Annotated in this window: 23 protein-coding genes, 1 pseudogene and 1 riboswitch; of the genes and pseudogenes, 15 read left to right on the top strand and 9 right to left on the bottom strand. The window is 64.1% G+C overall.

Going from position 1 to position 24,899, the window contains the following annotated elements:
* Nucleotides 1-246: 246 nt before the first annotated feature.
* From Q0L57_RS17730 to ugpC, 4 genes and pseudogenes are all read left to right on the top strand, one after another.
* The gene (locus Q0L57_RS17730; protein ID WP_296744454.1) at nt 247-1,260 is read left to right on the top strand and encodes a carbohydrate ABC transporter permease; all 1,014 of its coding nucleotides are present in this window, start codon (nt 247-249) and stop codon (nt 1,258-1,260) included.
* A 1-nt stretch (nt 1,261) separates the two neighbouring features.
* Nucleotides 1,262-2,408, top strand: a pseudogene (locus tag Q0L57_RS17725) (carbohydrate ABC transporter permease).
* Nucleotides 2,409-2,412: 4 nt separating this feature from the next.
* Nucleotides 2,413-4,077, top strand: a complete 1,665-nt coding sequence (locus tag Q0L57_RS17720) for an alpha-glucosidase (protein ID WP_296744453.1) — start codon at nt 2,413-2,415, stop codon at nt 4,075-4,077.
* Between the two features lie 34 nt (nt 4,078-4,111).
* Nucleotides 4,112-5,224, top strand: a complete 1,113-nt coding sequence (ugpC, locus tag Q0L57_RS17715; RefSeq protein ID WP_296744452.1) for a sn-glycerol-3-phosphate ABC transporter ATP-binding protein UgpC — start codon at nt 4,112-4,114, stop codon at nt 5,222-5,224.
* Nucleotides 5,225-5,302: 78 nt separating this feature from the next.
* On the opposite strand, the gene Q0L57_RS17710 is transcribed toward ugpC, so the two are convergent.
* The 3 genes from Q0L57_RS17710 to Q0L57_RS17700 form a co-directional block, all read right to left on the bottom strand.
* Nucleotides 5,303-5,530 (bottom strand): DUF680 domain-containing protein, encoded by a 228-nt coding sequence (locus tag Q0L57_RS17710; protein ID WP_296744451.1) that lies wholly within the window; start codon nt 5,528-5,530, stop codon nt 5,303-5,305.
* A gap of 100 nt (nt 5,531-5,630) precedes the next feature.
* Nucleotides 5,631-5,843, bottom strand: a complete 213-nt coding sequence (locus Q0L57_RS17705; RefSeq protein ID WP_296744450.1) for a DUF680 domain-containing protein — start codon at nt 5,841-5,843, stop codon at nt 5,631-5,633.
* 100 nt (nt 5,844-5,943) lie between these two features.
* Nucleotides 5,944-6,150 carry a DUF680 domain-containing protein gene (locus tag Q0L57_RS17700; RefSeq protein ID WP_296744449.1) on the bottom strand — a complete coding sequence of 69 codons (207 nt, stop codon included), beginning with the start codon at nt 6,148-6,150 and terminating at the stop codon, nt 5,944-5,946.
* 506 nt (nt 6,151-6,656) lie between these two features.
* Nucleotides 6,657-6,860, top strand: a riboswitch (cobalamin riboswitch).
* 105 nt (nt 6,861-6,965) lie between these two features.
* On the opposite strand from Q0L57_RS17700, the gene Q0L57_RS17695 reads away from it, so the two are divergent.
* From Q0L57_RS17695 to Q0L57_RS17660, 8 genes are all read left to right on the top strand, one after another.
* Nucleotides 6,966-8,213 (top strand): aromatic ring-hydroxylating dioxygenase subunit alpha, encoded by a 1,248-nt coding sequence (locus Q0L57_RS17695; RefSeq protein ID WP_296744448.1) that lies wholly within the window; start codon nt 6,966-6,968, stop codon nt 8,211-8,213.
* Nucleotides 8,214-8,291: 78 nt separating this feature from the next.
* On the top strand, nt 8,292-9,386 hold the full coding sequence (locus tag Q0L57_RS17690) for a hybrid-cluster NAD(P)-dependent oxidoreductase (RefSeq protein WP_296744447.1): 1,095 nt from the start codon (nt 8,292-8,294) through the stop codon (nt 9,384-9,386).
* 279 nt (nt 9,387-9,665) lie between these two features.
* The gene (locus Q0L57_RS17685) at nt 9,666-10,094 is read left to right on the top strand and encodes a PqqD family protein (RefSeq protein ID WP_296744446.1); all 429 of its coding nucleotides are present in this window, start codon (nt 9,666-9,668) and stop codon (nt 10,092-10,094) included.
* Nucleotides 10,095-10,140: 46 nt separating this feature from the next.
* Nucleotides 10,141-11,190, top strand: coding sequence for a serine kinase (locus tag Q0L57_RS17680; protein WP_296744445.1), 1,050 nt, complete (start codon nt 10,141-10,143; stop codon nt 11,188-11,190).
* Entirely contained in the window at nt 11,187-11,939 is a 753-nt protein-coding gene (locus tag Q0L57_RS17675; protein WP_296744444.1) for a glycosyltransferase family A protein, read from the top strand. The genes Q0L57_RS17680 and Q0L57_RS17675 overlap by 4 nt, the downstream gene beginning before the upstream one ends.
* Nucleotides 11,940-11,988: 49 nt before the next feature.
* The gene (locus Q0L57_RS17670; protein WP_296744443.1) at nt 11,989-12,741 is read left to right on the top strand and encodes a glycosyltransferase; all 753 of its coding nucleotides are present in this window, start codon (nt 11,989-11,991) and stop codon (nt 12,739-12,741) included.
* Nucleotides 12,738-13,415, top strand: a complete 678-nt coding sequence (locus tag Q0L57_RS17665) for a glycosyltransferase family A protein (protein ID WP_296744442.1) — start codon at nt 12,738-12,740, stop codon at nt 13,413-13,415. Before Q0L57_RS17670 ends, Q0L57_RS17665 begins: the two co-directional genes overlap by 4 nt.
* Nucleotides 13,415-14,887 (top strand): nucleotidyltransferase family protein, encoded by a 1,473-nt coding sequence (locus tag Q0L57_RS17660; protein WP_296744441.1) that lies wholly within the window; start codon nt 13,415-13,417, stop codon nt 14,885-14,887. Before Q0L57_RS17665 ends, Q0L57_RS17660 begins: the two co-directional genes overlap by 1 nt.
* A gap of 14 nt (nt 14,888-14,901) precedes the next feature.
* Here the strand turns inward: Q0L57_RS17660 and Q0L57_RS17655 are convergent, their stop codons facing one another.
* From Q0L57_RS17655 to Q0L57_RS17630, 6 genes are all read right to left on the bottom strand, one after another.
* On the bottom strand, nt 14,902-15,648 hold the full coding sequence (locus tag Q0L57_RS17655; RefSeq protein ID WP_296744440.1) for a ferredoxin reductase: 747 nt from the start codon (nt 15,646-15,648) through the stop codon (nt 14,902-14,904).
* The gene (locus tag Q0L57_RS17650) at nt 15,645-16,256 is read right to left on the bottom strand and encodes a molybdopterin-dependent oxidoreductase (RefSeq protein ID WP_296744439.1); all 612 of its coding nucleotides are present in this window, start codon (nt 16,254-16,256) and stop codon (nt 15,645-15,647) included. Before Q0L57_RS17650 ends, Q0L57_RS17655 begins: the two co-directional genes overlap by 4 nt.
* Before the next feature lie 111 nt (nt 16,257-16,367).
* Nucleotides 16,368-17,915 carry a DegQ family serine endoprotease gene (locus tag Q0L57_RS17645; protein ID WP_296744438.1) on the bottom strand — a complete coding sequence of 516 codons (1,548 nt, stop codon included), beginning with the start codon at nt 17,913-17,915 and terminating at the stop codon, nt 16,368-16,370.
* A gap of 198 nt (nt 17,916-18,113) precedes the next feature.
* Nucleotides 18,114-18,860, bottom strand: a complete 747-nt coding sequence (locus tag Q0L57_RS17640) for an MBL fold metallo-hydrolase (protein WP_296744437.1) — start codon at nt 18,858-18,860, stop codon at nt 18,114-18,116.
* Nucleotides 18,860-20,026 carry a diphosphate--fructose-6-phosphate 1-phosphotransferase gene (locus Q0L57_RS17635; RefSeq protein WP_296744436.1) on the bottom strand — a complete coding sequence of 389 codons (1,167 nt, stop codon included), beginning with the start codon at nt 20,024-20,026 and terminating at the stop codon, nt 18,860-18,862. Before Q0L57_RS17635 ends, Q0L57_RS17640 begins: the two co-directional genes overlap by 1 nt.
* An 88-nt stretch (nt 20,027-20,114) precedes the next feature.
* Nucleotides 20,115-20,798 carry a L,D-transpeptidase gene (locus Q0L57_RS17630; protein ID WP_296744455.1) on the bottom strand — a complete coding sequence of 228 codons (684 nt, stop codon included), beginning with the start codon at nt 20,796-20,798 and terminating at the stop codon, nt 20,115-20,117.
* Nucleotides 20,799-21,109: 311 nt separating this feature from the next.
* Between Q0L57_RS17630 and Q0L57_RS17625 the strand changes: the two genes are divergently transcribed.
* The 3 genes from Q0L57_RS17625 (at nt 21,110) to xylB (ending at nt 24,695) form a co-directional block, all read left to right on the top strand.
* Complete coding sequence (locus Q0L57_RS17625) at nt 21,110-21,733, top strand: LysE family translocator (RefSeq protein WP_296744435.1); 624 nt, start codon at nt 21,110-21,112, stop codon at nt 21,731-21,733.
* Nucleotides 21,734-21,832: 99 nt separating this feature from the next.
* Entirely contained in the window at nt 21,833-23,158 is a 1,326-nt protein-coding gene (locus tag Q0L57_RS17620) for a tetratricopeptide repeat protein (RefSeq protein WP_296744434.1), read from the top strand.
* Nucleotides 23,159-23,240: 82 nt separating this feature from the next.
* Nucleotides 23,241-24,695, top strand: a complete 1,455-nt coding sequence (xylB, locus tag Q0L57_RS17615) for a xylulokinase (RefSeq protein ID WP_296744433.1) — start codon at nt 23,241-23,243, stop codon at nt 24,693-24,695.
* Nucleotides 24,696-24,899 lie beyond the last annotated feature (204 nt).

The raw sequence follows: 24,899 nt of genomic DNA, 5'->3' as shown, positions 1-24,899 counted from the left end.
CTGGTCGGCGGCAAGCCGGCAAAGGATGTCGCCGCCGACATCCAGAAGAGCTGGGATGCAATCAAGTAGGCCGCACGTGGCGGCTCACCAAAAACTTTCCTGATCCTCCTACTGGATCCGGGCCACGGCCCGGATCCGACCGGCGGGCACGCCGGAAGCCTTCGCGTTCGATTGTTCCGAATAACGAGATCGGTGCATCCAATCGCCAGGCCTGCCTGGCCGTTCATGCGCAGGGAGAGGGACCCCATGGCGTCGCAGATTTTCTCGGCCATATTCGTCATCATCATCGGCGTCGGCGGCTGTGTCGCCTATTTCTGGGGCGCCAACAGACTGCTTGACCTGATCTTTCCCTCGCGCGGGGTTTCCGGCACTACCGCCGTCGACAATCTGCGCCGGCAGGGGCTGGTGCGGCCGTGGCTGTTCGTCGGCCCGGCGATGATCATCCTGACCATCTACCTGATCTACCCGGTCGTCGAGACGCTGCGGCTGTCGTTCCTCGATCGCAGCGGCAGCAGCTTCGTCGGGCTCGCCAACTATGAGTGGGCCCTTGGCGACCAGGATTTCCGCAACTCGATCCTGAACAACGTGCTGTGGCTGGCGGTGGTGCCGGCGGCATGCACTTTCCTCGGGCTGATCATTGCGGTGCTCACCGACCGGATCTGGTGGGGCACGATCGCCAAGAGCCTGATCTTCCTGCCTTTGGCCATCTCCTTCGTCGGCGCCAGCGTGATCTGGAAATTCATCTACGAGTATCGCGGCCAGGGCCAGGTGCAGATCGGCCTGCTCAACGCCATCATCCAGTATTTCGGCGGCCAGCCGCAGGTGTGGATATCGCTGCCTTTCTGGAACAATTTCTTCCTGATGATCATCCTGATCTGGATCCAGACCGGGTTCGCCATGGTGATCCTGTCGTCGGCGCTGCGCGGCATTCCCGAGGAGACCTTGGAGGCCGCGGTCATCGACGGCGCCAACCCGTTCCAGATCTTCTGGAAGATCATGGTGCCGCAGATCTGGGGCACCATCGCGGTGGTGTGGACCACCATCACCATCCTGGTGCTGAAGGTGTTCGACATCGTGCTGACGATGACCAACGGACAGTGGAACAGCCAGGTGCTGGCCAATCTGATGTTCGACTGGATGTTCCGCGGCGGCGGCGATTTCGGCCGTGGCGCCACGATCGCGATCATCATCATGATCGCGGTCATTCCGATCATGGTCTGGAACATCCGCCAGGCCAACAGAGAGACGGGAGGACATTGAGATGGCCGTCACGACCGGAAAGTCCCTCCCCAGCCGCCTGGGCGTCCATATCGCGGTCCTGGTGTTCGTGGTGATCTGGACGATCCCCACGCTCGGCATTCTCGTCTCCTCGCTGCGCGACAAGGACCAGATCGTCGCGTCCGGCTGGTGGAACTCCTTCGCCAGTTCGAGCCAGAACGGGGCCGGGCGGCTGCCGGCGGCCTCGGCGCAGAAGCAAAAGGATGGCAAATACGTCATCGAGGGCAATCTTTTCACCGATGGTGCTGCCCGCAACATCAGCGCCTTCGGCGTCAAGTCGGCGGCGCCGACGCAATATCCGGCAGGCAGCGCGGCCGATCTCGGCGACGGCGTCAGCCTGCAGGTGAATGCCAATGGCAGCTTCGTGCTTTCATCGCCAAAGGCCTTCGAGGGCGACCGTGGCCAGCGCGTTTATTTCGCCTCATCGGCACCGCCGAAATTCACCACCGACAACTACGACACAGTGCTGCTTTCGGAAGGCATCGGCCGCTCGTTCATGAACTCGCTCACGGTGACCATTCCGGCGACGATCATTCCGATCCTGATCGCGGCTTTCGCGGCCTATGCGCTGGCCTGGATGCGTTTTCCCGGCCGGGCCTTGCTGATCGCGGTGATCATCGGCCTGCTGGTGGTGCCATTGCAGATGTCGCTGATCCCGCTGCTCAAGCTCTACAACGGCGTCGGCACTTTCTTCGGCGTGCCGTCGAAGACTTATCTTGGCATCTGGCTGGCGCATACCGGCTTCGGCCTGCCTTTCGCCATCTACCTGCTGAGAAGCTACATTGCCGGCCTGCCGCGCGAGATCATGGAATCGGCGCGCATCGACGGCGCCAGCGACTTCGAGATCTTCGTCAAGATCGTGCTGCCTCTGTCCTTCCCGGTGCTCGCCTCCTTCGCGATCTTCCAATTCCTGTGGGTATGGAACGATCTCCTGGTGGCGATGGTTTTCCTTGGCACGGCGCCCGACCAGATCGTGCTGACGGCCAAACTCAATGCGCTGCTCGGTTCGCGCGGCGGCAACTGGGAGATCCTGACCACGTCGGCTTTCATCACCATCATCGTGCCGCTGATCGTGTTCTTCTCGCTGTTTCGTACGCGGGCTGCTTGCCGGCTCGGTGAAAGGAGGTTGAGACAATGCAATCGGCTTTGAAGGCGACTTCGAGACCAGACCCAGCCATTGACCGCGACTGGTGGCGAGGAGCGGTGATCTACCAGATCTATCCGCGCAGCTTTCAGGACTCGAACGATGATGGCATCGGCGACCTGAAAGGCATCGTGCAGCGCCTGCCCTATATCGCTTCGCTCGGCGTCGACGCCATCTGGATCTCGCCTTTCTTCAAATCGCCGATGAAGGACTTCGGCTACGACGTCTCCGACTATTGCGACGTCGATCCGATGTTCGGCACGCTCGCCGATTTCGACGCGCTCATCGCCGAAGCGCACCGGCTTGGACTCAAGGTGATGATCGACGAGGTGCTCTCGCACACAGCCGACATCCATCCCTGGTTCAAGGAAAGCCGCTCCAGCCGGACCAACCCGAAAGCCGACTGGTATGTCTGGGCCGACGCCAGGCCCGACGGCACGCCGCCCAACAACTGGCTGTCGATCTTCGGCGGCTCGGCCTGGCAGTGGGACACCAGCCGCCAGCAATATTACATGCACAATTTCCTGGCCGAGCAGCCCGACCTCAACTTCCATAACGGCGAAGTCCAGGACGCGCTGCTCGACATAACCCGTTTCTGGCTGGAGCGCGGCGTCGACGGCTTCCGGCTCGACACCATCAACTTCTATTTCCACAGCCAGGGCCTGGAAAACAATCCGCCGCTGCCGCCGGAAGAGCGCAACGACCAGACCGCACCGGCGGTCAACCCCTATAACTACCAGGACCATATCTACGACAAGAGCCGGCCGGAGAACCTCGCCTTCCTGGAGCGTTTCCGCGCGCTGCTTGACGAATATCCAGCGCAGGCCGCCGTCGGCGAGGTGGGCGACTCGCAGCGCGGGCTGGAAGTGGTGGCAGCCTATACCGCCGACGGCAAGCGCGTGCATATGTGCTATTCCTTCGACTTCCTGGCGCCAGAAAAAATCAGCGCCGCAAAGGTGCGCGCGGTGCTGGAGGCCTTCGGCAGAGTCGCCAGCGACGGCTGGTCGTGCTGGGCATTCTCGAACCACGACGTGGTGCGCGTGGCCTCGCGCTGGGCGGCCGGCGAAGCTGATCCTGTCGCCTACCTGAAGGTGATCTCGGCGTTGCTGATGTCGCTGCGCGGCTCGGTCTGCATCTATCAGGGCGAAGAGCTCGGCCTCGGCGAGGCGGAGCTCAAATTCGAAGACCTGCAGGACCCCTACGGCATCCGCTTCTGGCCCGAATTCAAGGGGCGCGACGGCTGTCGCACGCCGATGGTGTGGGATGCCGCGGCCAAAAACGGCGGCTTCTCGAACGCCAAGCCGTGGCTGCCGGTGCCCGGCAAGCATCTGCCGCAGGCCGTGGGCGCCCAGCGGGGCGACCCGAACTCGCTGCTCGAGCACTACCGTCGCTTCCTGGCGTTCCGGCGCGAGCATCCGGCGCTGGGCAAGGGTGAAATCGAGTTCATCGAGAGCGACGGCGATACCGTCGCCTTCACCCGGCGCGAGGGCAACGAGCGCGTCGTCTGCGTCTTCAACCTGGGCAGCAAGCCGGCCGATGTCGATCTCGGCAAAGCGTCGCTGCAGCCCTTGCCGGGCCACGGCTTTTCTGGACAATCTGGCGCAGGGCCTGTGCGCCTTGGCGGCTACGGCGCCTGGTTCGGACGTATCGATTGAACGAGCAACGGAAATTCACTGGGAGGACGAAAGCATGGCCGATGTCACACTGAACCAGGTGAGGAAATCATACGGCAACCTCAACATTCTCCACGGCATCGACCTCGACATAAAATCCGGCGAATTCATCGTCTTCGTCGGGCCTTCGGGCTGCGGCAAGTCTACCTTGCTGAGGTCGATCGCCGGGCTTGAGGAGATCACCTCGGGCGAGCTCAAGATCGACGGCGAAGTCGTGAACGACGTGCCGCCGTCGAAGCGCGGCATCGCCATGGTGTTCCAGTCCTACGCGCTCTACCCGCACATGACCGTCTACGACAACATGGCCTTCTCGATGAAGATCGGCAAGGAAAGCAAGGCCGAGATCGACAAGCGGGTGCGGCAGGCGGCGGAGATCCTGCAGCTCACCAAATATCTCGACCGGCTGCCCAAGGCGATGTCGGGCGGCCAGCGCCAGCGCGTTGCCATCGGCCGCGCCATCGTGCGCAATCCGAAGGTGTTCCTGTTCGACGAGCCGCTGTCGAATCTCGACGCAGCACTGCGCGTCGCCACCCGCATCGAGATCGCCAAGCTCAAGGAATCGATGCCGAACACGACGATGATCTATGTCACGCACGACCAGGTCGAAGCGATGACGCTGGCCGACCGCATCGTCGTGCTGAAGGAAGGCCGCGTCGAGCAGGTCGGCACGCCGATGGAGCTATACAAGCGGCCGGGCAACCTGTTCGTCGCCCAGTTCATCGGTTCGCCGGCCATGAACATCCTGCCGGCGAAGATCGAGAAGACCGGCAATCCGACCGTGGTAAGCCATGTCGGGGGACGCAAGGCGACGGTGCCGATCGCGACGCCCGCCTCGGCGAACGGCGCTGCGGTCAGCTTCGGCGTGCGTCCCGAGGATCTGGCGATCGCCACAGGCGCGGATTACCTGCTCGAAGGCAAGGTGGACTATATCGAGCAGCTCGGCGAGGTGCAGCTCGTCTATATCGACATCGGCCGCGCCGACCTGCCGCTGGTGGCCAAGCTGCCGGGCAATGTCGAGGTCAAGCGTGGCGGATCGCTCAGGCTGAACGCAAACGCCGGTGATCTCCATATCTTCGATGCGGATGGCCATTCCTTCGCGCTGCATCGCGAGGAAGCGGAAGCCGCCTGACGCGACCAGGAAGCCAAAAGAAAAGAGCGGCGGGCCAAGCCCGCCGCTCTTTGTTCATCTGCGTATTGTCGGGACCTGTCAGCGGCCGAACAGGGTGCGGTCTGCGCCCTGCTGGGCCGGCTTCTGCTGGTCGTTCGACGAGTTCAGCAGCTTGTAGGCGGCCGAGTCGGTGCCGATCGACGAGGTACGGGCGGTGTCGACCGCGGCAGGCTGGTTGGCGCTGTTGGAGCCATAGTTGTCGCTGCCTGCGAAAGCTGCGCTGGACAGGGCCAAAACGGCCGCGGCGGCAAGAACGATCTTATTCATATTGGTTACTCCTGAATTTGCTGGAGGCGGCGGGTCAGCCCGCCGTCCTTCTCCGTCCGGCCACGTCCGTCACTTTGAGACCATGGCCATGGTTCGGCGATTAGTTGTTGCCCCAGAGGTCGCGGTTCACGCCCTGCGTGGTGGCCGGCTTCTCAACGTCAGCCTGCGACGACTTGTGGATCGAAGCCGTGGAAGACGTGTCGACTGCGGCTGCAGGCTGGTTGGCGCTGTTGGAGCCATAGTTGTCGCTGCCTGCGAAGGCCGCACTGGACAGGGCCAAAACGGCCGCGGCGGCAAGAACGATCTTATTCATATTGGTTACTCCTGAATTTGCTGGGGGCGGCGGGGCAGCCCGCCGTCTTTCTCCGTCCGGCCACGTCCGTCACTTCGAGGCCATGGCCGTGGTTCGGCAATTAGTTGTTGCCCCAGAGGTTGCGGTCGGCACCCTGGGTGGCCGGCTTCTGAACGTCAGCCTGCGACTTGTGGATCGAAGCCGTCGAGGACGTGTCGACCGCAGCTGCAGGTTGGTTGACGCTGTTCGAACCATAGTTGTCGCTACCAGCGAAGGCGCTGCCGGAAATGGCCAGAAGGGCGGCGGCAGTGAGAACAATCTTTTTCATTTTGGGTACTCCAGTATTTTATCCCGTCCGTCTAGCGGCGTGTCTTGGGTATGAAATCGCGTCGTTCGGACAGCGCTGATTTGGGTGAGCAGGTTGCCGGATTCCAATCACGAAGTTTTTCCGGCTGGACCATGAATCCTCACCTTGAAATTGTACCAACCGGTTCTACCATAGTTATTTTGATCAATGATATCCGATAGTTAATTGATAGGCATCATTGGCTCACCAAGTGTGTCGGAGCATCAACGTTCACCCCGTCCCGAACGCACCGTCAACAGAAACGAACCGTTCGGTTCGATTTTAGAATCTTCTAATAGTCACTTTTCGATACCGTTAACCACTTCACCGGCTCCGGAAGACCCGAATCGACCGGCCCAGGATCGGGGTTCGCATCTTCGGCAGACCGAATATCGAGGTCCGCATGGTGCCGTGGGTCAGGCCGCGCCCGTGTCGCGCGGCATGGATGCGATGTCGCTTTCATGCCGGCAGTGTTTTGCCAGTCGTGATTAGATCAAAGCATCTCAGGTGCCGCTTCGTCGCAACGGAGCGGATAATTGGGAAGCCGGTCAGAGTCCGGCGCTGCCCCCGCAACGGTGGTGGAGATGACGTCGCAACGGGAGACCACTGGGCCTTTGGCCTGGGAAGGTGTTGCGACCGCCCGCAAGGGCACCTCCAGAGCCCGGAAACCAGCCCGAGACGTTTGAACTCGACTGATCGCGGTGGGCGGTCAAGAGGCGGATAGCGCTTGCCGGCTCGCCGGCGGCTGCCGTTCTTCTCCATCTCCACCAGTTCAGTCCTTGACATGAGGACAGGACATGGACGCGCGCAACGACATGCTGAGGCTCCTGCAGAGCCGCAAGCCAGGCTTCTCGCTGGAACAGCCTTTCTACATCGACCCCGATTTCTTCAAGCTCGACATGGAGCTGATCTGGTACCGCGACTGGCTGTTCATCGGCCATGATTGCGAACTGCCGAAGCCGGGCTCCTTCATCACCGCCCAAGTCGGCGACTATCCGGTGGTGCTGGTGCGCGACCAGCAGGGCAGGATCAATGCCTTCCACAATTCCTGCCGACACCGCGGCAGCCGCGTCTGCAACACCGAGAAGGGCACGGCCGCCAAGCTCGTCTGCCCGTATCACCAGTGGACCTACGAGCTCGATGGCAAGCTGCTGTTCGCCCGCCAGATGGCGGAGGGGTTCGATAAGAGCCAGTTCGGGCTGAAGCCGGTCGCCTGCGAAAGCGTCGGCGGCTACATCTTCATCTGCCTGGCCAGGGAGCCGGCCGATTTCGCGCCGATGCGCACCCTCGTCGAGCCCTACCTTCTGCCGCATCGCCTCGGCGAGGCGAAGATCGCCTTTGAGTCGACCATCATCGAGAAGGGCAACTGGAAGCTAGTCTGGGAAAACAACCGCGAGTGCTACCACTGCGCAGGCAACCATCCCGAGCTCTGCAAGACTTTTCCAGAGGCGCCGACGGTGACCGGCGTGCACGGGGCCGAAACCGATCCCGAAATGCAGGCGCATTGGGCAAAATGCGAGGCGGCCGGCCTGCCCAGCAAATTCCGCATCGACCCGGCAGGCCAGTATCGCGCCACGCGCGCGCCGCTGCTGCGCGACGCGGTCAGCTACACCATGACGGGCAAGCGAGCTGTTCAGAAGAACCTGTCGGCCAATGTCAGCGCCGACCGCATCGGCACGCTGATGCTCTACCACTATCCGACGACGTGGAACCACATCCTCGGCGACCACGCCATCACCTTCCGCGTGCTGCCCATCAGCGCCACCGAAACCGCCGTGACGACAAAATGGCTGGTGCACAAGGACGCGGTCGAAGGCGTCGACTACGACCTGCAGGATCTCATCCATGTCTGGACCGAGACCAACGACCAGGACCGCCGCATCGTCGAGGAAAACGCCTTCGGCATCCTGTCGCCGGCCTACGAGCCCGGGCCCTATTCGGAGTTGCATGAAGGCGGCGTCATCCAGTTCGTCGAATGGTACGCATCCTTCATCGCCCCACGGCTCGACGAGCGTGGCCGGCCAGCGCTGCGCAGCGTGGCCTGAATGCACCTCGCCTGAAAGTGTTCAACGGTTTTGGGGCTAAGACATGCGCAAAACGAAAAGGCTTAGAGGATGAACGCCATGACCGAGATCAGCCTCTACCGGCATCTCGACGAGATGATGCCGTGGAACGACAGGCTGCAGGTGCTGGAAGTGATCGGCGTCAGCGACGAGGCGCCGGACGTGAAGACATTCACCTTCCGGTCCGACAACCAGACCTGGTTCCGCTATAAGCCCGGCCAGTTCATCACGCTGGAGTTGCCGACTGCCGACGGTCCGCTGATGCGGACCTACACGCTGTCGTCCTCGCCGTCGCGCCCATTCTCGATCGCGGTGACGGTGAAGGCCCAGGCCGGCAGCATCGGCACGCGCTGGATGTTCGAAAATCTGAAGCCCGGCGCGCTGGTCAAGGCTTATGGCCCCGCGGGCGACTTTTCGCTACATGCCCATCCAGCCGCCAAGTATCTGTTCATCTCGGCCGGCTCCGGCATCACCCCGATGATGTCGATGCTGCGTTGGCTGAACGACTGCGCACCCTGGACCGATGTCGGCTTCGTGAACTGCGCGCGGCGGCCGGAAGAGATCATCTTCCGCAAGGAACTCGAACTGCTGGGCACCCACATGCCCGGACTTTCGCTCGGCTTCATGATCGAGGAACGTTCGAGCCGCGAGGGCTGGTTCGGCCATATGGGCCGCATCGACGCCATCCGTCTGCCGCTGCTCGCGCCCGACTTCCGCGAGCGTGAGATCTTCTGCTGCGGACCCGATCCGTTCATGCGCGCCGTGCGCCAGATGCTCGAGACCTCCGGTTTCGACATGAACCGCTACCATCAGGAAAGCTTTGCCGCGCCGGTCGTCGAGGAAGTCCCGGCGCCGTTCGCGCCGGCCGACGGCAGCGAAACGGCTGTCGAGGCCATGACACCGGTCCGCTTCTCGCTTTCGGGCGTCGATGCCGAATGTGTCGCCGGTCAGACCGTGCTGCAGACGGCGCGCGCCTCGGGCGTCAGGATACCGGCGGCCTGCGAGTTCGGCCTCTGCGGCACCTGCAAGGTGAAAAAGGTCTCCGGCGATGTCGAGATGAATCACAATGGCGGCATCCTCGATCACGAGATCGACGACGGGTTCATCCTCGCATGTTGCTCGCGGCCCTTGTCGGCCTTGGAAATCGAGGCCTGAGTCCTTTCATCCGCCAGAATGGTTCGCTGTTTCGTGGAAATGGCGAGCCGCTCTATCTTCTTGTTTTGATACACTCCGCGCCGACGACCACGGCGACAGCGCCCGGCCCAAGCGTTCACCGTTTTCCCGGAGCTGCCCGAACTGATCCCCAAAATGGTCGGCGCCGCGCCACCGCCCCTTGTCTTGCCAAGGAAGAACCGTGCGTTTACAGGCGTTGTGAGGGAAAGCGATCGCACCAGCCGGCGAAGTGCTGGCTGGCTTATGGGCGGGGCCAGGCGAATGCGTCATTCCGACGTCTATGCGGTGGCGAGCAAGGACATTGTCTTCGAATCCTTCGACGGCGAAGCGGTCGTGCTCGACCTTTCCAGCGGCCGGTATTTCGGCTTCTCCGATTCAGGCAGCAAGGTCTGGCAGGCGCTGTCGCTGGGCGTCGGCGCACAGACGCTGATCGGGCTGGCGACCGGCGCTTCAACGATCGGATCGGCCGAGCTTGACGCCTTTGTCGCGCAACTGGTCGAGCTCGGGTTGCTGACGCCGTCCGACCAACCGGCGCAGCAGCTGCCGGAGGGCCTGCCCGCCGCGCTTCAAGCGACAAGCGAACCGCTCAATGTGAGCATCCACGACGACCTCGCCGACCTCATCATCGTCGACCCGATCCACGAAGTCGAGGAGCCCCTTGGCTGGCCGGCGGTCAAGCAGGTTTCGTGACCGATCGGCGGCACAGACCGCGCTGAGCCCGAGGCCGGAATGGACCATGCCGCGCGTAACCCTTGAAACAGCGCCTGACTATGCCCGGTATCTGATCGCCGCCGCAGAAGACGCCGAGGCGCATTTCGCGGTGACGCGAAGGATCCGACTGCCAGGCCTGGAAGTGACGGCGCGGCTCGGCCATGGCGCTCTCGCGGACGCCCTTGAAGATGCCTTTGTCGAGGCCATGAGCGCGGCGTCGGGCGTCCACCAGTGCCGCATTTTCATCGGCCATCCAGGCATCGGCGGCATGCCCGAGCCGGCGCGATGGGGCGACGCCCATTTCACCGAACATGGTTACGCCAGCAGGCTCGCCGAGGCGGGGTTGCGCGGCCATCACTTCCACGACCTGGACTTCTGGCAGTTCTACAACCCCGAGGCGCGCATCGGCGTGCAACTCATGCGGGCTGCCGATGCCTTCCCGCCATGGGAGCCGGGCGCGCCGCTGCGCGCCTTCCTGCATTGGGAATACGCCGCGCGCGGCATGCGGCTTACCCATGCCGGCACGCTCGGCCTCGACGGCAAGGGGGTGTTGCTTGCCGGGGCTGGTGGGGCCGGCAAGTCGGGCACCGTGGTTGCCGGCCTGCTCAACGGGCTGGATAGCGTCGGCGACGACTATGTGCTGATCGATATCGCCGGTGGCGTCACCGCCCGGCCATTGTTTTCCGCGCTTAAGCAGGACCCGCAAGGCTTCGCGCGGCTGGGCCTGAAGGAGCGGCTTGGGACGAATAGGCCCCTCAACTGGCAAGGCAAGCATGTCTTCCGCATCGGCGACGTCGCATCCGGGGCAGCGCCCGCAAAGCTGGACATTGGCGCGTTGATGGTGCCACATATTAGCGGAAGCTGGAAAACTTCGATCACACCGATGTCGCGCAGGGACGCCATGATCGCGCTGGCGCCGTCCGGCATCGCGCAGATGCCGGGCGAGCGGGAGAGCGGCTTTCGCTTCTTCAGCGACCTTACCCGCCTGCTCCCGTGCTATCGTCTCTCCCTGGGGACCGGTCCCGAGGAGATCGCCGGCACGGTAGGGGATTTCGTGACGCGGGGGCCGACGTGAAGCTGAGCGTGATCATGCCCGTCCATAACCGCGAGCGCTATGTCGTTCCGGCATTGCGCTCGCTGGTAAGACAGCGCGACGCCGCCGATCTCGACATCATCGTCATCGACGACGGCTCGACCGATGGCTCGGCCGAGGCGGTGCGCTCGATGATGGTCGAGAACCCCTGCATCCGGCTGTTCCAGCAAACCAATATGGGTGTCGCCAAGGCACGCAATGCCGGACTTCGAAAGTTGCCGCCGGACGCCGGATTCGTATCGTTCCTCGATTCCGACGACATTTCGCTTCGCGACCGGTTCAAGTGCGATCTTGCCCACTTCGAAGCCGACCCTGATTTGGAACTTACCTATTCGCTTATGTCGCTGGTCGAGCAGTTGGATGACAAGACGCTGGAGCCGACCGAGGACAGCCGGACCATGACGGTCAGGGGTATCTCGCTCGCAACCGCCCTGTTCCGGCGGCGGCTCGTCGATCAAATCGGCTCTTTCGATGAGGAGTTCGAACAGTCGGAGGACACGGATTATCTTCTGCGCGTGTTCGAATCGGGGCCCAACTATCAGCTCCTGGACAGCGTCGCGATATACTATCGGCGTCATCCCGGGAACGTCACAAAGGACCACGACCGCCGCGTTCGCAACCATTTGCTCGCGATCCATAAGTCGATTCAACGGCGCAGGGCCAACCCCTCCTTGCATACGGTGCAAGGCGTCTTCGAGCTGAAGAGCCCAGCAAGGTGGCCGCAACCGTGACCAGTAGCGTTACCAAACAAGGTCGCGCGGGTCGAGCACGGGGCAGGCCATGAGGCTGAGCGTCGTCATGCCTGTCCACAATCGGGAAGCCTATGTCGGTGCGGCGCTCCGTTCATTGCTCCGGCAAGGAGACGCTGCCGACCTGGACATAATCGTCATCGACGATGGCTCGACCGACGGCACGTCCGAGGCTGTGCGCGCGATGATGGAGGAACATCCCTGCATCCGGCTCGTCCGGCAGCAAAACACCGGCGTGACCAGGGCGCGCAATAGCGGGCTGAGAGAACTCAGGCCCGAGACCGAACTGGTCTCCTTTCTCGATTCGGACGACATCTCACCAGCCGGACGTTTCAAGGCCGACGTCGACCTTTTCCGGAAAGACCCCGCGCTCGAGCTGACCTATTCGAGGATGATGCTGGTCGACAAGATAGACAACGACAGGCTGGAGCCGGCGGTCGGCTGCAACAGCATCACGGTCCGCGGCATCCATCTCTCGGCGGCGATCTTCTCTCGGCGTCTGGTCGAACGGATCGGCTACTTCGACGAGGAGTTCGCTCAAGCCGAGGACACCGACTATCTTCTGCGCAGTTTTGAGGTCGGCCCCAGATACACGCTCACCGACACGGTGGCGTTGTACTACAGGCGGCACGCCGGCAACATGACCAGACAGCAAGACGTCCAGGCGCGCGAGTTCATGCGCGCCATCTACAAATCGATGAAGCGGCGAAGAGCCGATCCGTCCCTGCGGCGGATCGAAGGCATATTCGAGCTCGAGAAGCTGTCGGATTGGCAGTTCGCATGATGGGCGGATACGGCGTCGTCATTCCGGCCTTCAACGCCGGCACTACGATCGCCGAGACGCTGCGTTCGGTGGCGGCGCAGACGGTGCGGCCGGAACTTGTCGTGATCGTCGACGACGGCTCGACCGATGATCTCGCCAGCGCGATCCGTGGCATCGACCTGCCGCTCAAGCTGCTGCGTCAGGACAATGCCGGGCCGGGCAGCGCCACGACCAGAGGCATCGCGGCGCTGAAGACGCGGTTCGTCGCCACGCTCGACGCCGACGACCTTTGGCTGCCCGACAAGACCGCGACGCAGCTCGCCTATCTCGAACGGTTTACCGGGGCATCAGGTGTATTCACCCATATGCGCTGTTTCCGCGGCGGGCGGGCTGACGAACCAGACGCACAGCCAATGCCAGGCTGGTCGCGCTCGACCATGCTGATACGCCGCGAGGTCGCAGAGGCGGTCGGACCGATCGTCGATCCGCCGGGGGGCCGGGGCGAGATGATCGACTGGATCGCCCGGGCGCGCGAGGCAGGCTTTGCCCTCGACATGATCAACGAGGTTCTGGCCTTGCGGCGCATAAGGCCCGGCAGCCTTTCCTACGGCCGTGACGCGGCGCGCGATCGCGGCTATCTGGAGGTCGCCCGGATGGCGATGCTGCGGGCGCGGAACAAGGCCGGGCGCAGCTGATGGCGAAGATCCGGCCCATCGGCAGGCGCTTTCCAGACTATGGCTGGTCCTGGCCGACGGGCTCGCTCGACCAATTGCTCAAGGCGGCGCTTTTGCCGGACGAGGAAGCGGCCGGCCGCTGCGCGGCGCACTGGCTGGACGAGAACGACATCGATCACGTCTCCTTCCGGGAGCACCGGCTGCTGGCCGCCATCTCGGATCGGTTCGGGCGCAAGCTTGCCGCCCATCCCGCCTATCCGCGCCTCGTCGGCCTGCAGAAGATGCTGTGGACCAAATCGCGCATGGCGATGCGCGAGGCGGAGCCGGCGCTGAAGGCCATGGTCGAGGCCGGCTGCACGGTGATGCTCATCAAGGGCGCCAGCCGCGTCGCGCTCGACGCCGCCGCCCAGCGCGGCCGCGTGGCGCACGACATCGACATACTGGTTCGGCCGCAGGATATGCAGCCGGCCTTCGATGTGCTGCGCGCACGCGATTGGCAGATCGCCACCGGCGTCAGCCCGCAATATCTGCGCATGCGGTTGGCATCGCTGCGTTCCATGAACTTCTTCAAGGGCAATTACGGCGACATCGACCTGCATCAGCTCGCCTATGACGGCTCGCAGCAAAGCGCCGAGGACGACTTTGCCATCTGGCAAAGGGCGATCCCGGCACAATTCAGCGGCGTCAGCGTGCTCGTGCCGTCGCCCGCCGACCGCATCGCTTTGGCCATCGCGCATGGCGGGCTCGATGCGCACACGCATAGCGACTGGCTGGTCGACTGCGCGGTGGCGGTAGATGGCGGCGAGGTCGACTGGGAGATGTTCCTCGATGTTACCGCCAGGCGCGGCCTTGCCGTCGCGGCCGCGGTGGCGCTCTCGTATCTGTCGCTGGAGATCGGCATCGCCGTGCCCGAACCAGTGCTGTCGCGTGTACTGGAAATGGCCGACCGCCACGGCCTATCGCGCTTGTCTTCCGTACTTCAGGCCAAGCCGCGCACCGATTTCGGCGGACTCACCTGGCTGTCGCGTGGATTTGCCAAACAGCTCAGGCTGCAGCGCAAGAAGGGTCGATTGAAGCAACTACAACCCGATGTCGTCTGGCGAGGCAGATCGATGGCGGTGATGACGGCTCTGGCGGCATCCCCTCTCGGGCTGTCGCAAAGCATTGCCGGACCGCAAGACGACGCCCGGGAGGTGACGCTCGACGTCGTCGTGCGCATCGTCGTGCCCCCGGTGCGGCGACGTATCGAAATGGAGATCAATTCGGGGGATCGGCACGTCGCCCGCCTGCGCTGGATGGCTATCAGCCGCAATGGTGGAGAACGCGTGCTGCGCTTTCGCGGCAAGGTGAGCCTCGGCGAGACAGGGCGCGCCCTGGTGCTGGAAGCCCGGCCATCGCGGCAGTTCCGCGTCTGGGACAATGAGCGCACGGTGGCCACCTATGGCGCGCTGCCCTTCCAGCTCGTTTCGGCGAAATTTTCTCCGGCCAATTGAGCGGCGGTGTTCGCTTATACGCCGTAGCGCTCGGTGCGGATGAGCCCTGCCGGAACGCCCGCATCGATCAAGGCCTGGGCAGCGGCCGACACGAAGGCGTTGGAGCCGCAGACGAAGGCAAGCGTCGGCGCCTCCGGAGACCGCGCAAGCGCCTGCATGACCATGGCGGCATCGACGCGGCGCGAATAGTCGGACGGGCGCCGGGCCGGCTCGCGCGTCAGCGTCAGCACCAGCTCGAAACCGTCACGGCGCTCGTCGAGATCGATCAGTTCATCGCGAAAGATCACCTCGTCCCAGATGCGCGAAGAATAGAGCAGCGTCATCGGCACCGCGGACCCGCGCGAAGTGCGCTGGCGCGCCATCGCCATCAGCGGCACGACGCCGGAGCCGCCGCCAACCAGGAGGATCGGCCCCCCGTCGCTCTCTTCCCAGACAAAATGCCCGCCCAGCGGCCCGCGCAATTCGATCTCGTCGCCAACCGCCGCCACATCGTGGAAGAAGGGGGAGACCTCGCCATCGTCCAGACGCTCGATCGCCAGTTCGATGCCCGGCTTGGCCTCGGGGGCCGAGGCTATGGAGTAGGAGCGGCGCGCCTGATAGCCATCGGGCGCCGTCAGCCTGATGTCGACATGCTGGCCCGCCCGGTGAACGAACGGCCGCGACGGCTCAAACCAGAAACTGGTGACGCGCGGCGTGCGCTTTTCGATGCCGGTAATGGCGGCCGCCTGCCATGGCGATTGCGGCAGGGGTTCGGTGCTCATGGATCGCCCGAATAGCGCTGCTCGCGCCAGGGATCGCCATACATGTGATAGCCGCGCAATTCCCAGAAACCGGGCTCGTCGCGTTCGGTGAACTGCAGCCCGTTCACCCATTTGGCGGATTTCCAGAAATAGAGATGCGGCACGAGCAGTCGCGCCGGCCCGCCATGGTCGGCCGAGATCGGCTGCCCTTCGTAAAGCAACGCCACCATCGCCTTGCCGGTGACGAGATCCTTGGTCGGCACATTGGTGGAATAGCCGTCAAAGGACAGCGCCAGCGTGTAGGCCGTCGGCGGCTCGACGCCGGCATCGGCAAGGATGTCGTCGATCATCACACCCTGCCAGGGCGTGTTGAACTTGGTCCACGCCGTCACGCAATGGATGTCGCGGGTCATCTTGCTTTGCGGCAAGGCGTTGAACTCAGCCCAGTTCCACTTCTTGATCGGCCGCGGCCCATGCTTGAGGGTGAAAGACCAGTCCTGCGTACGCACGCGTGGCGTGGGGCCGGCGGACAGAACCGGAAAACCCTGTTCCAAATATTGTCCCGGGGGAATGCGCGCGTCAGTGTCGGAAGGAGGACGCCTTCCGGAAGAGAAGCCGCGGGTCACCATCGAGACGCCTCCTGCGCCAACGGAATGATGCGGGCAGTGTTCTCGAAGATGCTCCGACGGGCAACAGGAATTTCGGCCTGCCGGCCACGCCGGCAGGCCTTTTGCGAACCGTCAGCCGGCGGCGAAGGACACCGCGACGAATATCTGAGCGTCACCGCGGTCGACCAACAGCAGCACCGACTTCTTGCCGGACTTGCCGGCCTCGGCGATGGCCTGGTTGGCCTGCCGGGCGTTCTTCACCGGCGTCTGGCCGACGGCCACGATGAGATCGCCGGGCTGGAGGCCGGCGGCCGAGGCCGCCTTGTCAGGGTTGACGCGCGCAACCACCGCGCCATGCTGATTTTCGGCAAGGTTGAGTTCCTGGCGGATGTCGGGGGTGAGATCGGTCAGGCCGAGCCCGAGCGAGGGTACGCGCAGACCCTGTTCGGCCGACGGCTTGCCGCTTTCGCCATTGGAGGCGGTCTTCACGTCATCGGTGTTGCGGCCGACATCGGCGGATACCTGGATCGTCTTGCCTTTGCGCCAAATGTCGAGATTCTCCTTGGCGCCCGGCGCGACATCGGCGACCGCGCGCGACAGGTCCTTCGGATCCTTGATCTCCTGGCCGGCAAAGCTGGTGATGACGTCGCCGATTTCGATGCCTGCCTTGGCGGCCGGCGAGCCCTCGGTGACCGACGAGACCAGCGCGCCTCCCGCATGATCGAGGCCGATGGCGCTGGCAACGTCCTGCGTGACCGGCTGGATCTGGACGCCCAGATAGCCGTATTCGATATTGCCGCCCTTCTCCAGCTTGGCGACGACGATCTGGGCCTGATCCGACGGGATGGCGAAGCCGACACCGACGCTGCCGCCGTTGGGCGAATAGATGGCGGTGTTGATGCCGACGACATTGCCGTTCACGTCGACCAGCGGACCACCGGAATTGCCGTGATTGATCGGCGCGTCGATCTGGATGAAGTCGTCGAACGGCCCGCTATGGAGGTCACGACCCCGCGCCGACACGATGCCGGCGGTGACCGTGGTGCCGATGCCGAACGGATTGCCGATCGCCAGCACCTGGTCGCCAGTCATCAGCTTGTTGGAATCGCCCCATTTGATGGTTGGCAACGGCTTGTCGGCCTTGACCTTGAGCACGGCCAGATCGTTCTTGGCATCGTGACCGACCAGCTTGGCGGGAAGTTCGGTGCCGTCGTCGAGCGTGACCTTGATCGAGGTCGCGCCGTCAATGACATGGTTGTTGGTCACGATGGTGCCGTCGGAGCTCACGATAAAGCCGGAGCCCAGCGCCTCCTGGCGCTGCGATTGCTGTTGCGGCGGCGTCTTCGGCGTCGGCATGCCCTGGTCGCCAAAGAACTGGCGGAAATACTGGTCGAAGGGCGAATTGCCGTCGAAAGGCGAGCCGTCGCCGCCCATGGCATCGGGCTGGGCCTGTGCCTTCATGACGGTCGTGACCGTCACGACGGCCGGCTTGGTGGTGGCGACGACAGGCGCGAAGGAGCCGTTCGGGGCGGTGATGCCTGGAACAGGCGTCTGGGTCGTCGCGACGACATTGCTCAGAGTTGCGCCGCCGCCGTTCTGAGCGAAGGAGACGACGACGGGAGAGATAATCAGCGCGGCGCCCAGCAGGGCGGCGACGCGATGTCTGCGAAGAATGCTCATGGGTGACATGGTCGTTCTGTCCGGGCGAGCGTTGATCGGGCGCCGCGGGTGCATTCCCGAGAGAAGCGCCCGTTCGGCGTGTCGGCGACCGTTATGCCTGCCTCGCCATGCATGGCAGCCGGCTCAATCGACAACCAAGCATCTAGGGCGCGGAATTGCCCGAATTAGGGTTTTCGGGCGACCTTACGAAGATTTAATTCAGCGAGCGCTTACGAAACGCTCTCGCCGGCGCAGATAGGAAGACGCTATTTCGCGCATGCGCGCGCCATCGAAACTCGGGCCATGGCCGCCATGACCCACACGGACCGGCAGGTCGAGCAGGCGCTGCATTGTGCCGCAATAAGAAGTGCGGTCGGAATCCGGCAGATCGTCGATCAGCATGCCATCATAGATGGCGTCGCCAGCGAAGAAGAGGCCGTCCGCCTCGTCGAAAAGCGCGATCGAATCCGGCGAATGTCCGGGCAGATGCAGCACGCGGAATTTCCGGTCGCCGAGGTCGATGACGTCGCCCTCGTCGAGCGCGCGGACCAGCGGCGCCGATGGAATTCGGTAATTTGCCGCCTTCCAGTCCGGCGCCGGCAGTTTGGATACCGCGCCGTCGAGATTATGGAACATGTAGGCGTAGGTGACGGCGTCATCCATGCTGTCGAACTGCGGCGCGCTCATCCTTGGCCCCATGCGCAGCGGGAATTCGTGCAGCGAGCCGACATGGTCGAGATGGATGTGGGTGGCGACGACGATCAGCGGCTTGCCCGCCGGCGTGTCGATCTCGGGAGCCAACGGCCAGATGCCCATGCCGGTATCGACCAGGAGGTCGGCGTCGCGACCCCTCAGATGCCAGATGTTGGCGCGCACGAAATCATGCACGAACGGTTCGGTCAGCATCGTCGTCCCGGCCTCGACAACAACCTTGCCGAACCAGTCACCCACCACAAGGTCACCCATCAGACGAACGGCTTCCCGACCTTGTACTTTTCTGGCACCAGCCGCTTCAGATAGGCCATACCGGCTTCCGACAGCTGGTTGACGTCCGGCTTCATGAAGTCGTCGGGCATATGGCGCGTCTTGCCGGCGACGGCCTTCAGCGGCACCTTCTTCAGCACGGTCTTGGAACCATCATATTGGAGCGCCACCGATCCACCGCCCTCTTCCGCGACCGCTACCGCGAAGGCCCCGGCATCGAAGGCTTCCTGCGCGTCGACGGCGCTGATGGCACCGACATAGCCGCGCGGCATGTAGCCCAGCGCATCGACGCGCGCCCGTTTGCCCGGCAGGCCTTCGGCGAGCGCGCGTTCCAACGCGGCCGGCAGGTCGCTGCCCGACAGCTTGACGTTGCCATGCTGGTCGCGTTCGAGCTTCTCCGGCGGTACCAGGCTCTCGACCAGCGCCTTGCCGTCGGCGGTGCTGACGCCCTCCGACACCGCGACGATGCAGCGCTTGTGACGGTCGAGCGTCGCGCGCACGTCGTCGATGAAGCGCTTGGCTGAGAAGGCGCGCTCCGGCACATAGACAAGATGCGGGCCGCTGTCGGGATCGAGCTGCCACGCGGCCGCGGCGGCGGTGAGGAAGCCGGCGTGCCGGCCCATGACGATGCCGACATAGATGCCGGGAAGCGCGCGGAAATCGAGATCGACCGAGAGGAAGGCGCCGGCGACGAATTCGGCCGCCGAGATGAAGCCCGGCGTGTGGTCGTTCTCTTCCAGATCATTGTCGATGGTCTTTGGCGCATGCACGAAGGCCATCGTGCCGCCGGCGGCGTCGGTCAGGATCTGCTGGGTACCGGACGTATCGTTGCCGCCGATATAGATGAAGGCATCGGCGCCGGCCTTCTTCAGGCCGTTGAGGATGACCTCGCAATAGGCGGCGTCGGGCTTGTCGCGGGTCGAGCCGAGGGCCGCGCTCGGCGTGCCGGCGATCAGCCGCAACCGGTCTTCAGGGATTGCGGAGAGGTCGACATAATTGCCGTCGCGGATGCCTCGCACGCCATGGATCGAGCCCAGCACCGTGGCGCCGGGATGGCGCTTGCGGATTTCCAGCGTGGCGCCGACGACCGTCTGGTTGATGACGGCGGTCGGGCCGCCGCCCTGCGCGATGACGAAGGTTCCGGCCATGGTCTTTCTCTCCCGGCAAAGGTGTTCAAGGCACCTTCGCCTGTCTTGCGGCGTCGCGCAACGGGGAGAGTCTAGCGGGGGGAAGGGATCAGACGACGACGACCGGGTTTTTCTTCGACACGCGGTTGTAGAGATCGATGATGTCCTGGTTGATCAGGCGCACGCAGCCCGACGACACGGCCTGGCCAATGCTCCACCATTCGGGCGAGCCGTGGATGCGGTAGCCGGTATCCCTGCCATTCTGGTAGATGTAGAGCGCCCGGGCGCCGAGCGGATTGGTGAGGCCGCCGGGCTGGCCGCCCTGCCATTTCACCAGTTCCGGCTTGCGCTGGATCATTTCCGGCGGCGGCGTCCAGACCGGCCATTGCTTGCCGTACTGGATATTGGCGCGGCCGGACCAGCGGAAGCCGTCCTTGCCGATGCCGACGCCGTAGCGGATGGCGTCTCCGCCTGGCTGGACGAGATAGAGCATGCGTTCCTGCAAATGGACGACGATGGTGCCGGGCGCCTCGCCGGTCTGGTCGACGACGATCTGGCGGCGGAACTCCGGCTTGACCTTCTGCCACGGCACCTCCGGCACCTGGAAGCCGCCGTCGGTGAGCGAGGCATACATCAGATCGGCACCGGTGATGTTCTTGTCGACGCTGATCGCTGGGCGGATCGGGCGAACGGAACCGGTCGTGGTCTGGTCGAGCTGCGGCAGATCGAGCGTCTCGGTGGTGCTGCAGCCGGCGATGCCGAGCAGCGCCATGGCGCCCGCGCCCGACAGCATGGCCCGGCGGGAAAGCTGGTTTTCTTTTTCGACAGTTTCGCCGTTCGAAGGCGGCGTCAGACCTTGCGGCAACTCGCGCATGCACCAAACCCTACGCTGTCGGCGGGAGCACGGTCCGGCCGGATGGAAGGGCATTTTCGTCAGTCATGGTTGAAAAAGCGTGAAAGCGTTCAAACCGGGTTTAACCCTAACCGCCGCTTACCGTGCTGGAGGGACCCAACTGGCAGACGCCGAAGATTTTCCGCGATGCCTCTTTACATTCCCGACGACCCCAGGATTTATCCTTTTCTTTGCGCTCAAGGAGTGAGGAAATGTCCTTCGAAAACTGGGCCGCCTTTGCCGCCGCCTCCACGATTCTTCTCGTCATCCCGGGGCCGACGATCCTGCTGGTCGTCTCCTATGCGCTCGGCCAGGGCTGGCGCACCGCGCTGCCGATGGCCGTCGGTGTCGCGCTCGGCGACTTCACGGCGATGACGCTGTCGATGCTCGGCATCGGCGCGCTGCTTGCGGCCTCGGCCACCGTCTTCACCATCCTCAAGGTGATCGGCGCCGGCTATCTCATCTATCTCGGCATCAAGCTGTTCCGCGCCGGCGGCGTGCTCAAGGCCGAGCCACGCACCGACGCGGTGTCGGCCGCAAGGATGATGGCGCATGCGTGGCTGGTCACTGCGCTCAACCCGAAGAGCATCACCTTCTTCGTTGCCTTCCTGCCGCAGTTCCTCGACCGGCATGCCGATTTCTGGACGCAGATGCTGATCTTCGAGGCGACCTTCCTGGCGCTCGCCTTCAGCAATGCCTTCGGCTACGCGCTGATCGCATCCAGGGCTCGCGCTATAGTGCGCAACCCGAAGGCGATCCGCATCTTCAACCGCACCGGTGGCACGCTGCTGGTCGGCGCCGGCATCGCCACTGTGGCGATGCGCTCCGGCAACTAGGCAGAGCCGGTTCGATCGCCGGCAGCTGCCGGTTGGCGGCCCGGCGATCGATGTTCTAGGATCGTCTCGCTCAGAAGACGAGAACACCAGGGACACGGCATGGCGATGAAGGACGCATTCGGCTTGGCCTATTCGGGCGCGACCGAGGCCGGTTTTTCATCCTATGGCAGGGCGGTGCACGAACTGCAGTGCTTCATCGGCGATCCGGTCGGTTCCATCGATAGCGCCATTGCCGGTGATCCCGGCTTCGTCATGGCGCATGTGTTCAAGGGCTACCTTTTCGGCCTCGCGACCGAGCCCGACGCAGCGGCGGTTGCCCGCTCGTGCCACGCGGCGGCGCTACCCCTTGCCGCCAGCACGCGAGAGCAGGCACATGTCGCAGCGCTCGGCCACCTCGCCGAGGGACGCTGGCATGACGCCGCCCGCATCCTCGAGGACATCGCGATCGACAACCCGCTGGATGCGGTGGCGCTGCAGGTCGGCCACCAGATCGATTTCTTCACCGGCAATGCTCGTATGCTGCGCGACCGCATCGGCCGGGCGATGCCCGCCTGGCAAAGGGATATGCCCGGCTATCACGCCATTCTCGGTATGCAAGCCTTCGGACTAGAGGAGATGGGCGACTACAAGCGCGCCGAGAGTTTTGGCCGGCAGGCGATCGAGATCGAACCGCGCGACGGCTGGGCGCAGCACGCCGTGGCGCATGTCATGGAAATGCAAAGCCGGCAAAAGGACGGCATCGCCTGGATGCGCGCCAACCCGGACGCGTGGTCGAAGGACAGCTTCCTCAAGATCCACAATTGGTGGCATCTGGCGCTATTCCACTACGATCTCGGCGAGGCGGACGAGGTGCTTCGGCTCTATGACGGCCCGATTTACGGTGCCCGCTCGACCCTGGCGCTCAACATGGTCGACGCCTCCGCGATCCTGTGGCGCCTGCATCTCGGCGGCATCGATGTCGGCGACCGCTGGCAGGCGCTCGCCGCCAATTGGACGCCCAAAGCCGGCGCCGGCCATTACGCCTTCAACGACGCGCATGCGATGATGGCCTTCGTCGGGGCGGGGCTCGAAGCGCCAGCCCGGACCTTGCTGGAGGCACAGCGCGAGGCGATGGGCGGGAAAGACGACAACGCCGCCTTCACGCGCGATGTCGGCCATCCCTTGACCATGGCGATCAAGGCCTTCGGTGAGGGCGACTACGAAGAGGCCGTCCGTCTGATCCGACCCATCCGGTCGGTCGCGCATCGTTTCGGCGGCAGCCACGCGCAGCGCGACGTCATCGACCTGACCCTTATCGAAGCGGCGCTCCGCGCCGGCGACGGCGCGCTGACGCGGGCGCTGGCCGCCGAACGCCGGCTGGCGCGGCCGGACAGCCCGCTGTCGGCGCTGTTCCTGCTGCGCGCCGCCAATTTGTCTGAGAATTGACCCGAGGCGGATCTTGTCATAAGAACTGGCCGAGCCAGATTTTTTCGAGATCCGAAAAAATTAATGGCAATGGGAGGAAATCATGTATCTCGGCCTCGACCTGGGCACATCGGGCGTCAAGGCCCTGCTGATCGATGGCGAGCAGAAGGTCGTTGGCTCCGGCCATGGCTCGCTCGACGTCTCGCGACCGCATCCCGGCTGGTCCGAACAGGATCCCTCGCATTGGGTCGAAGCGTGCGAGACGGCGATCGCCGAGCTCAAGACAGCCCATCCGAAAGAACTCGCCGCGGTCAAGGGCATCGGGCTTTCCGGCCAGATGCATGGCGCCACCCTGCTCGATGCCGCGGACAAGGTGCTGCGCCCCTGCATCCTGTGGAACGACACACGCAGCCATGTCGAGGCTGCGGCGCTCGACGCCGATCCGCGTTTCCGCAAGCTGACCGGCAACATCGTCTTTCCGGGATTCACCGCACCGAAGCTTGCCTGGGTCAAGAACCACGAGCCGGCGATCTTTGCCAAAGTAGCCAAGGTGTTGCTGCCGAAGGACTATCTGCGGCTCTGGCTGACCGGCGAGCATATTTCGGAGATGTCCGACTCCGCAGGCACCTCCTGGCTCGACGTCGGTAAGCGCCGCTGGTCGCCGGAACTGCTGGCGGCGACGTCGCTCGATGAGCGGCATATGCCGTCGCTGGTCGAAGGCACGGCGAAGGCGGGCGGCTTGCGCGCCGAGCTGGCGTCGAAGTGGGGCATTGCGGCCGGCATCCCGGTCGCGGGTGGCGCCGGCGACAACGCGGCCTCGGCCTGCGGGATGGGGACGGTCGGCGCCGGGCATGCTTTCGTCTCGCTCGGCACATCCGGCGTGCTGTTTGCCGCCAATGCCTCCTACCTGCCCAATCCGGAAAGCGCCGTGCACACGTTCTGCCACGCGCTGCCCGATACCTGGCACCAGATGGGCGTCATCCTGTCGGCCACCGATTCGCTCAACTGGCTGTCGGAAATCACGGGAAGAAGCGCCGGCGAACTGACCGGCGAGCTCGGCGACAAGCTCCACGCGCCCACGGGCGTCACCTTCCTGCCCTATCTGTCGGGCGAGCGCACACCGCATAATGATTCCGCCATTCGCGGCTCGTTCACCGGGCTGGCGCATGAGTCGAGCCGCGCGGTGCTGACGCAGGCCGTGCTCGAAGGCGTCGCGTTCGCGTTCCGCGACAGCCTGGAAGCGTTGAAGAAGGCCGGCACGACGTTGACCCGGGTGACCGCGATCGGCGGCGGTTCGCGCTCGCGCTACTGGCTGAAGGCGATTGCCACCGCCCTGCAGATGCCGGTCGACATTCCAGCCGACGGCGATTTCGGCGCGGCCTTCGGCGCGGCGCGGCTCGGCCTGATCGCCGCGACAGGGGCCGATCCGCTTGCCGTCTGCAGCGCGCCGGCGACCGATGCCACGATCGAGCCGGATGCCGTTCTGGGCGGCGCGTTCTCGGATGCCTATCAGCGGTATCGCGCACTTTACCCGGCGATCAGGGCCGTAACCGCGTGAGCGGGCGTGAGGCACCGTAGTAGTCGCATGAGTTGGCGCCAGGCACCCCCCTCTGCCCTGCCGGGCATCTCCCCCTCAAGGGGGGAGATTGGCAGCGTCGGCGACTCTGGCTGTCTTGCTACGTTGGTGATTCTTGCAAGTCAGAAAGCCAGCCAATCTCCCCCCTTGAGGGGGAGATGCCCGGCAGGGCAGAGGGGGGTGCCT

Origin of the sequence: Mesorhizobium sp. (assembly GCF_024509055.1) — a bacterium.
In the GTDB taxonomy this organism is placed as follows: Bacteria; Pseudomonadota; Alphaproteobacteria; order Rhizobiales; family Rhizobiaceae; genus Mesorhizobium.
This window is presented reverse-complemented; position numbering and strand designations above follow the sequence as displayed.

Excerpts from the sequence above, each read along its gene's own strand:
- Q0L57_RS17730 (WP_296744454.1), top strand. The coding sequence starts at position 247 with ATGGCGTCGCAGATTTTCTCGGCCATATTCGTCATCATCATCGGCGTC.
- Q0L57_RS17720 (WP_296744453.1), top strand. The coding sequence starts at position 2,413 with ATGCAATCGGCTTTGAAGGCGACTTCGAGACCAGACCCAGCCATTGAC.
- ugpC (WP_296744452.1), top strand. The coding sequence starts at position 4,112 with ATGGCCGATGTCACACTGAACCAGGTGAGGAAATCATACGGCAACCTC.
- Q0L57_RS17710 (WP_296744451.1), bottom strand. The coding sequence starts at position 5,530 with ATGAATAAGATCGTTCTTGCCGCCGCGGCCGTTTTGGCCCTGTCCAGC.
- Q0L57_RS17705 (WP_296744450.1), bottom strand. The coding sequence starts at position 5,843 with ATGAATAAGATCGTTCTTGCCGCCGCGGCCGTTTTGGCCCTGTCCAGT.
- Q0L57_RS17700 (WP_296744449.1), bottom strand. The coding sequence starts at position 6,150 with ATGAAAAAGATTGTTCTCACTGCCGCCGCCCTTCTGGCCATTTCCGGC.
- Q0L57_RS17695 (WP_296744448.1), top strand. The coding sequence starts at position 6,966 with ATGGACGCGCGCAACGACATGCTGAGGCTCCTGCAGAGCCGCAAGCCA.
- Q0L57_RS17690 (WP_296744447.1), top strand. The coding sequence starts at position 8,292 with ATGACCGAGATCAGCCTCTACCGGCATCTCGACGAGATGATGCCGTGG.
- Q0L57_RS17685 (WP_296744446.1), top strand. The coding sequence starts at position 9,666 with ATGCGTCATTCCGACGTCTATGCGGTGGCGAGCAAGGACATTGTCTTC.
- Q0L57_RS17680 (WP_296744445.1), top strand. The coding sequence starts at position 10,141 with ATGCCGCGCGTAACCCTTGAAACAGCGCCTGACTATGCCCGGTATCTG.
- Q0L57_RS17670 (WP_296744443.1), top strand. The coding sequence starts at position 11,989 with ATGAGGCTGAGCGTCGTCATGCCTGTCCACAATCGGGAAGCCTATGTC.
- Q0L57_RS17665 (WP_296744442.1), top strand. The coding sequence starts at position 12,738 with ATGATGGGCGGATACGGCGTCGTCATTCCGGCCTTCAACGCCGGCACT.
- Q0L57_RS17660 (WP_296744441.1), top strand. The coding sequence starts at position 13,415 with ATGGCGAAGATCCGGCCCATCGGCAGGCGCTTTCCAGACTATGGCTGG.
- Q0L57_RS17655 (WP_296744440.1), bottom strand. The coding sequence starts at position 15,648 with ATGAGCACCGAACCCCTGCCGCAATCGCCATGGCAGGCGGCCGCCATT.
- Q0L57_RS17650 (WP_296744439.1), bottom strand. The coding sequence starts at position 16,256 with ATGGTGACCCGCGGCTTCTCTTCCGGAAGGCGTCCTCCTTCCGACACT.
- Q0L57_RS17645 (WP_296744438.1), bottom strand. The coding sequence starts at position 17,915 with ATGAGCATTCTTCGCAGACATCGCGTCGCCGCCCTGCTGGGCGCCGCG.
- Q0L57_RS17640 (WP_296744437.1), bottom strand. The coding sequence starts at position 18,860 with ATGGGTGACCTTGTGGTGGGTGACTGGTTCGGCAAGGTTGTTGTCGAG.
- Q0L57_RS17635 (WP_296744436.1), bottom strand. The coding sequence starts at position 20,026 with ATGGCCGGAACCTTCGTCATCGCGCAGGGCGGCGGCCCGACCGCCGTC.
- Q0L57_RS17630 (WP_296744455.1), bottom strand. The coding sequence starts at position 20,798 with ATGCTGTCGGGCGCGGGCGCCATGGCGCTGCTCGGCATCGCCGGCTGC.
- Q0L57_RS17625 (WP_296744435.1), top strand. The coding sequence starts at position 21,110 with ATGTCCTTCGAAAACTGGGCCGCCTTTGCCGCCGCCTCCACGATTCTT.
- Q0L57_RS17620 (WP_296744434.1), top strand. The coding sequence starts at position 21,833 with ATGGCGATGAAGGACGCATTCGGCTTGGCCTATTCGGGCGCGACCGAG.
- xylB (WP_296744433.1), top strand. The coding sequence starts at position 23,241 with ATGTATCTCGGCCTCGACCTGGGCACATCGGGCGTCAAGGCCCTGCTG.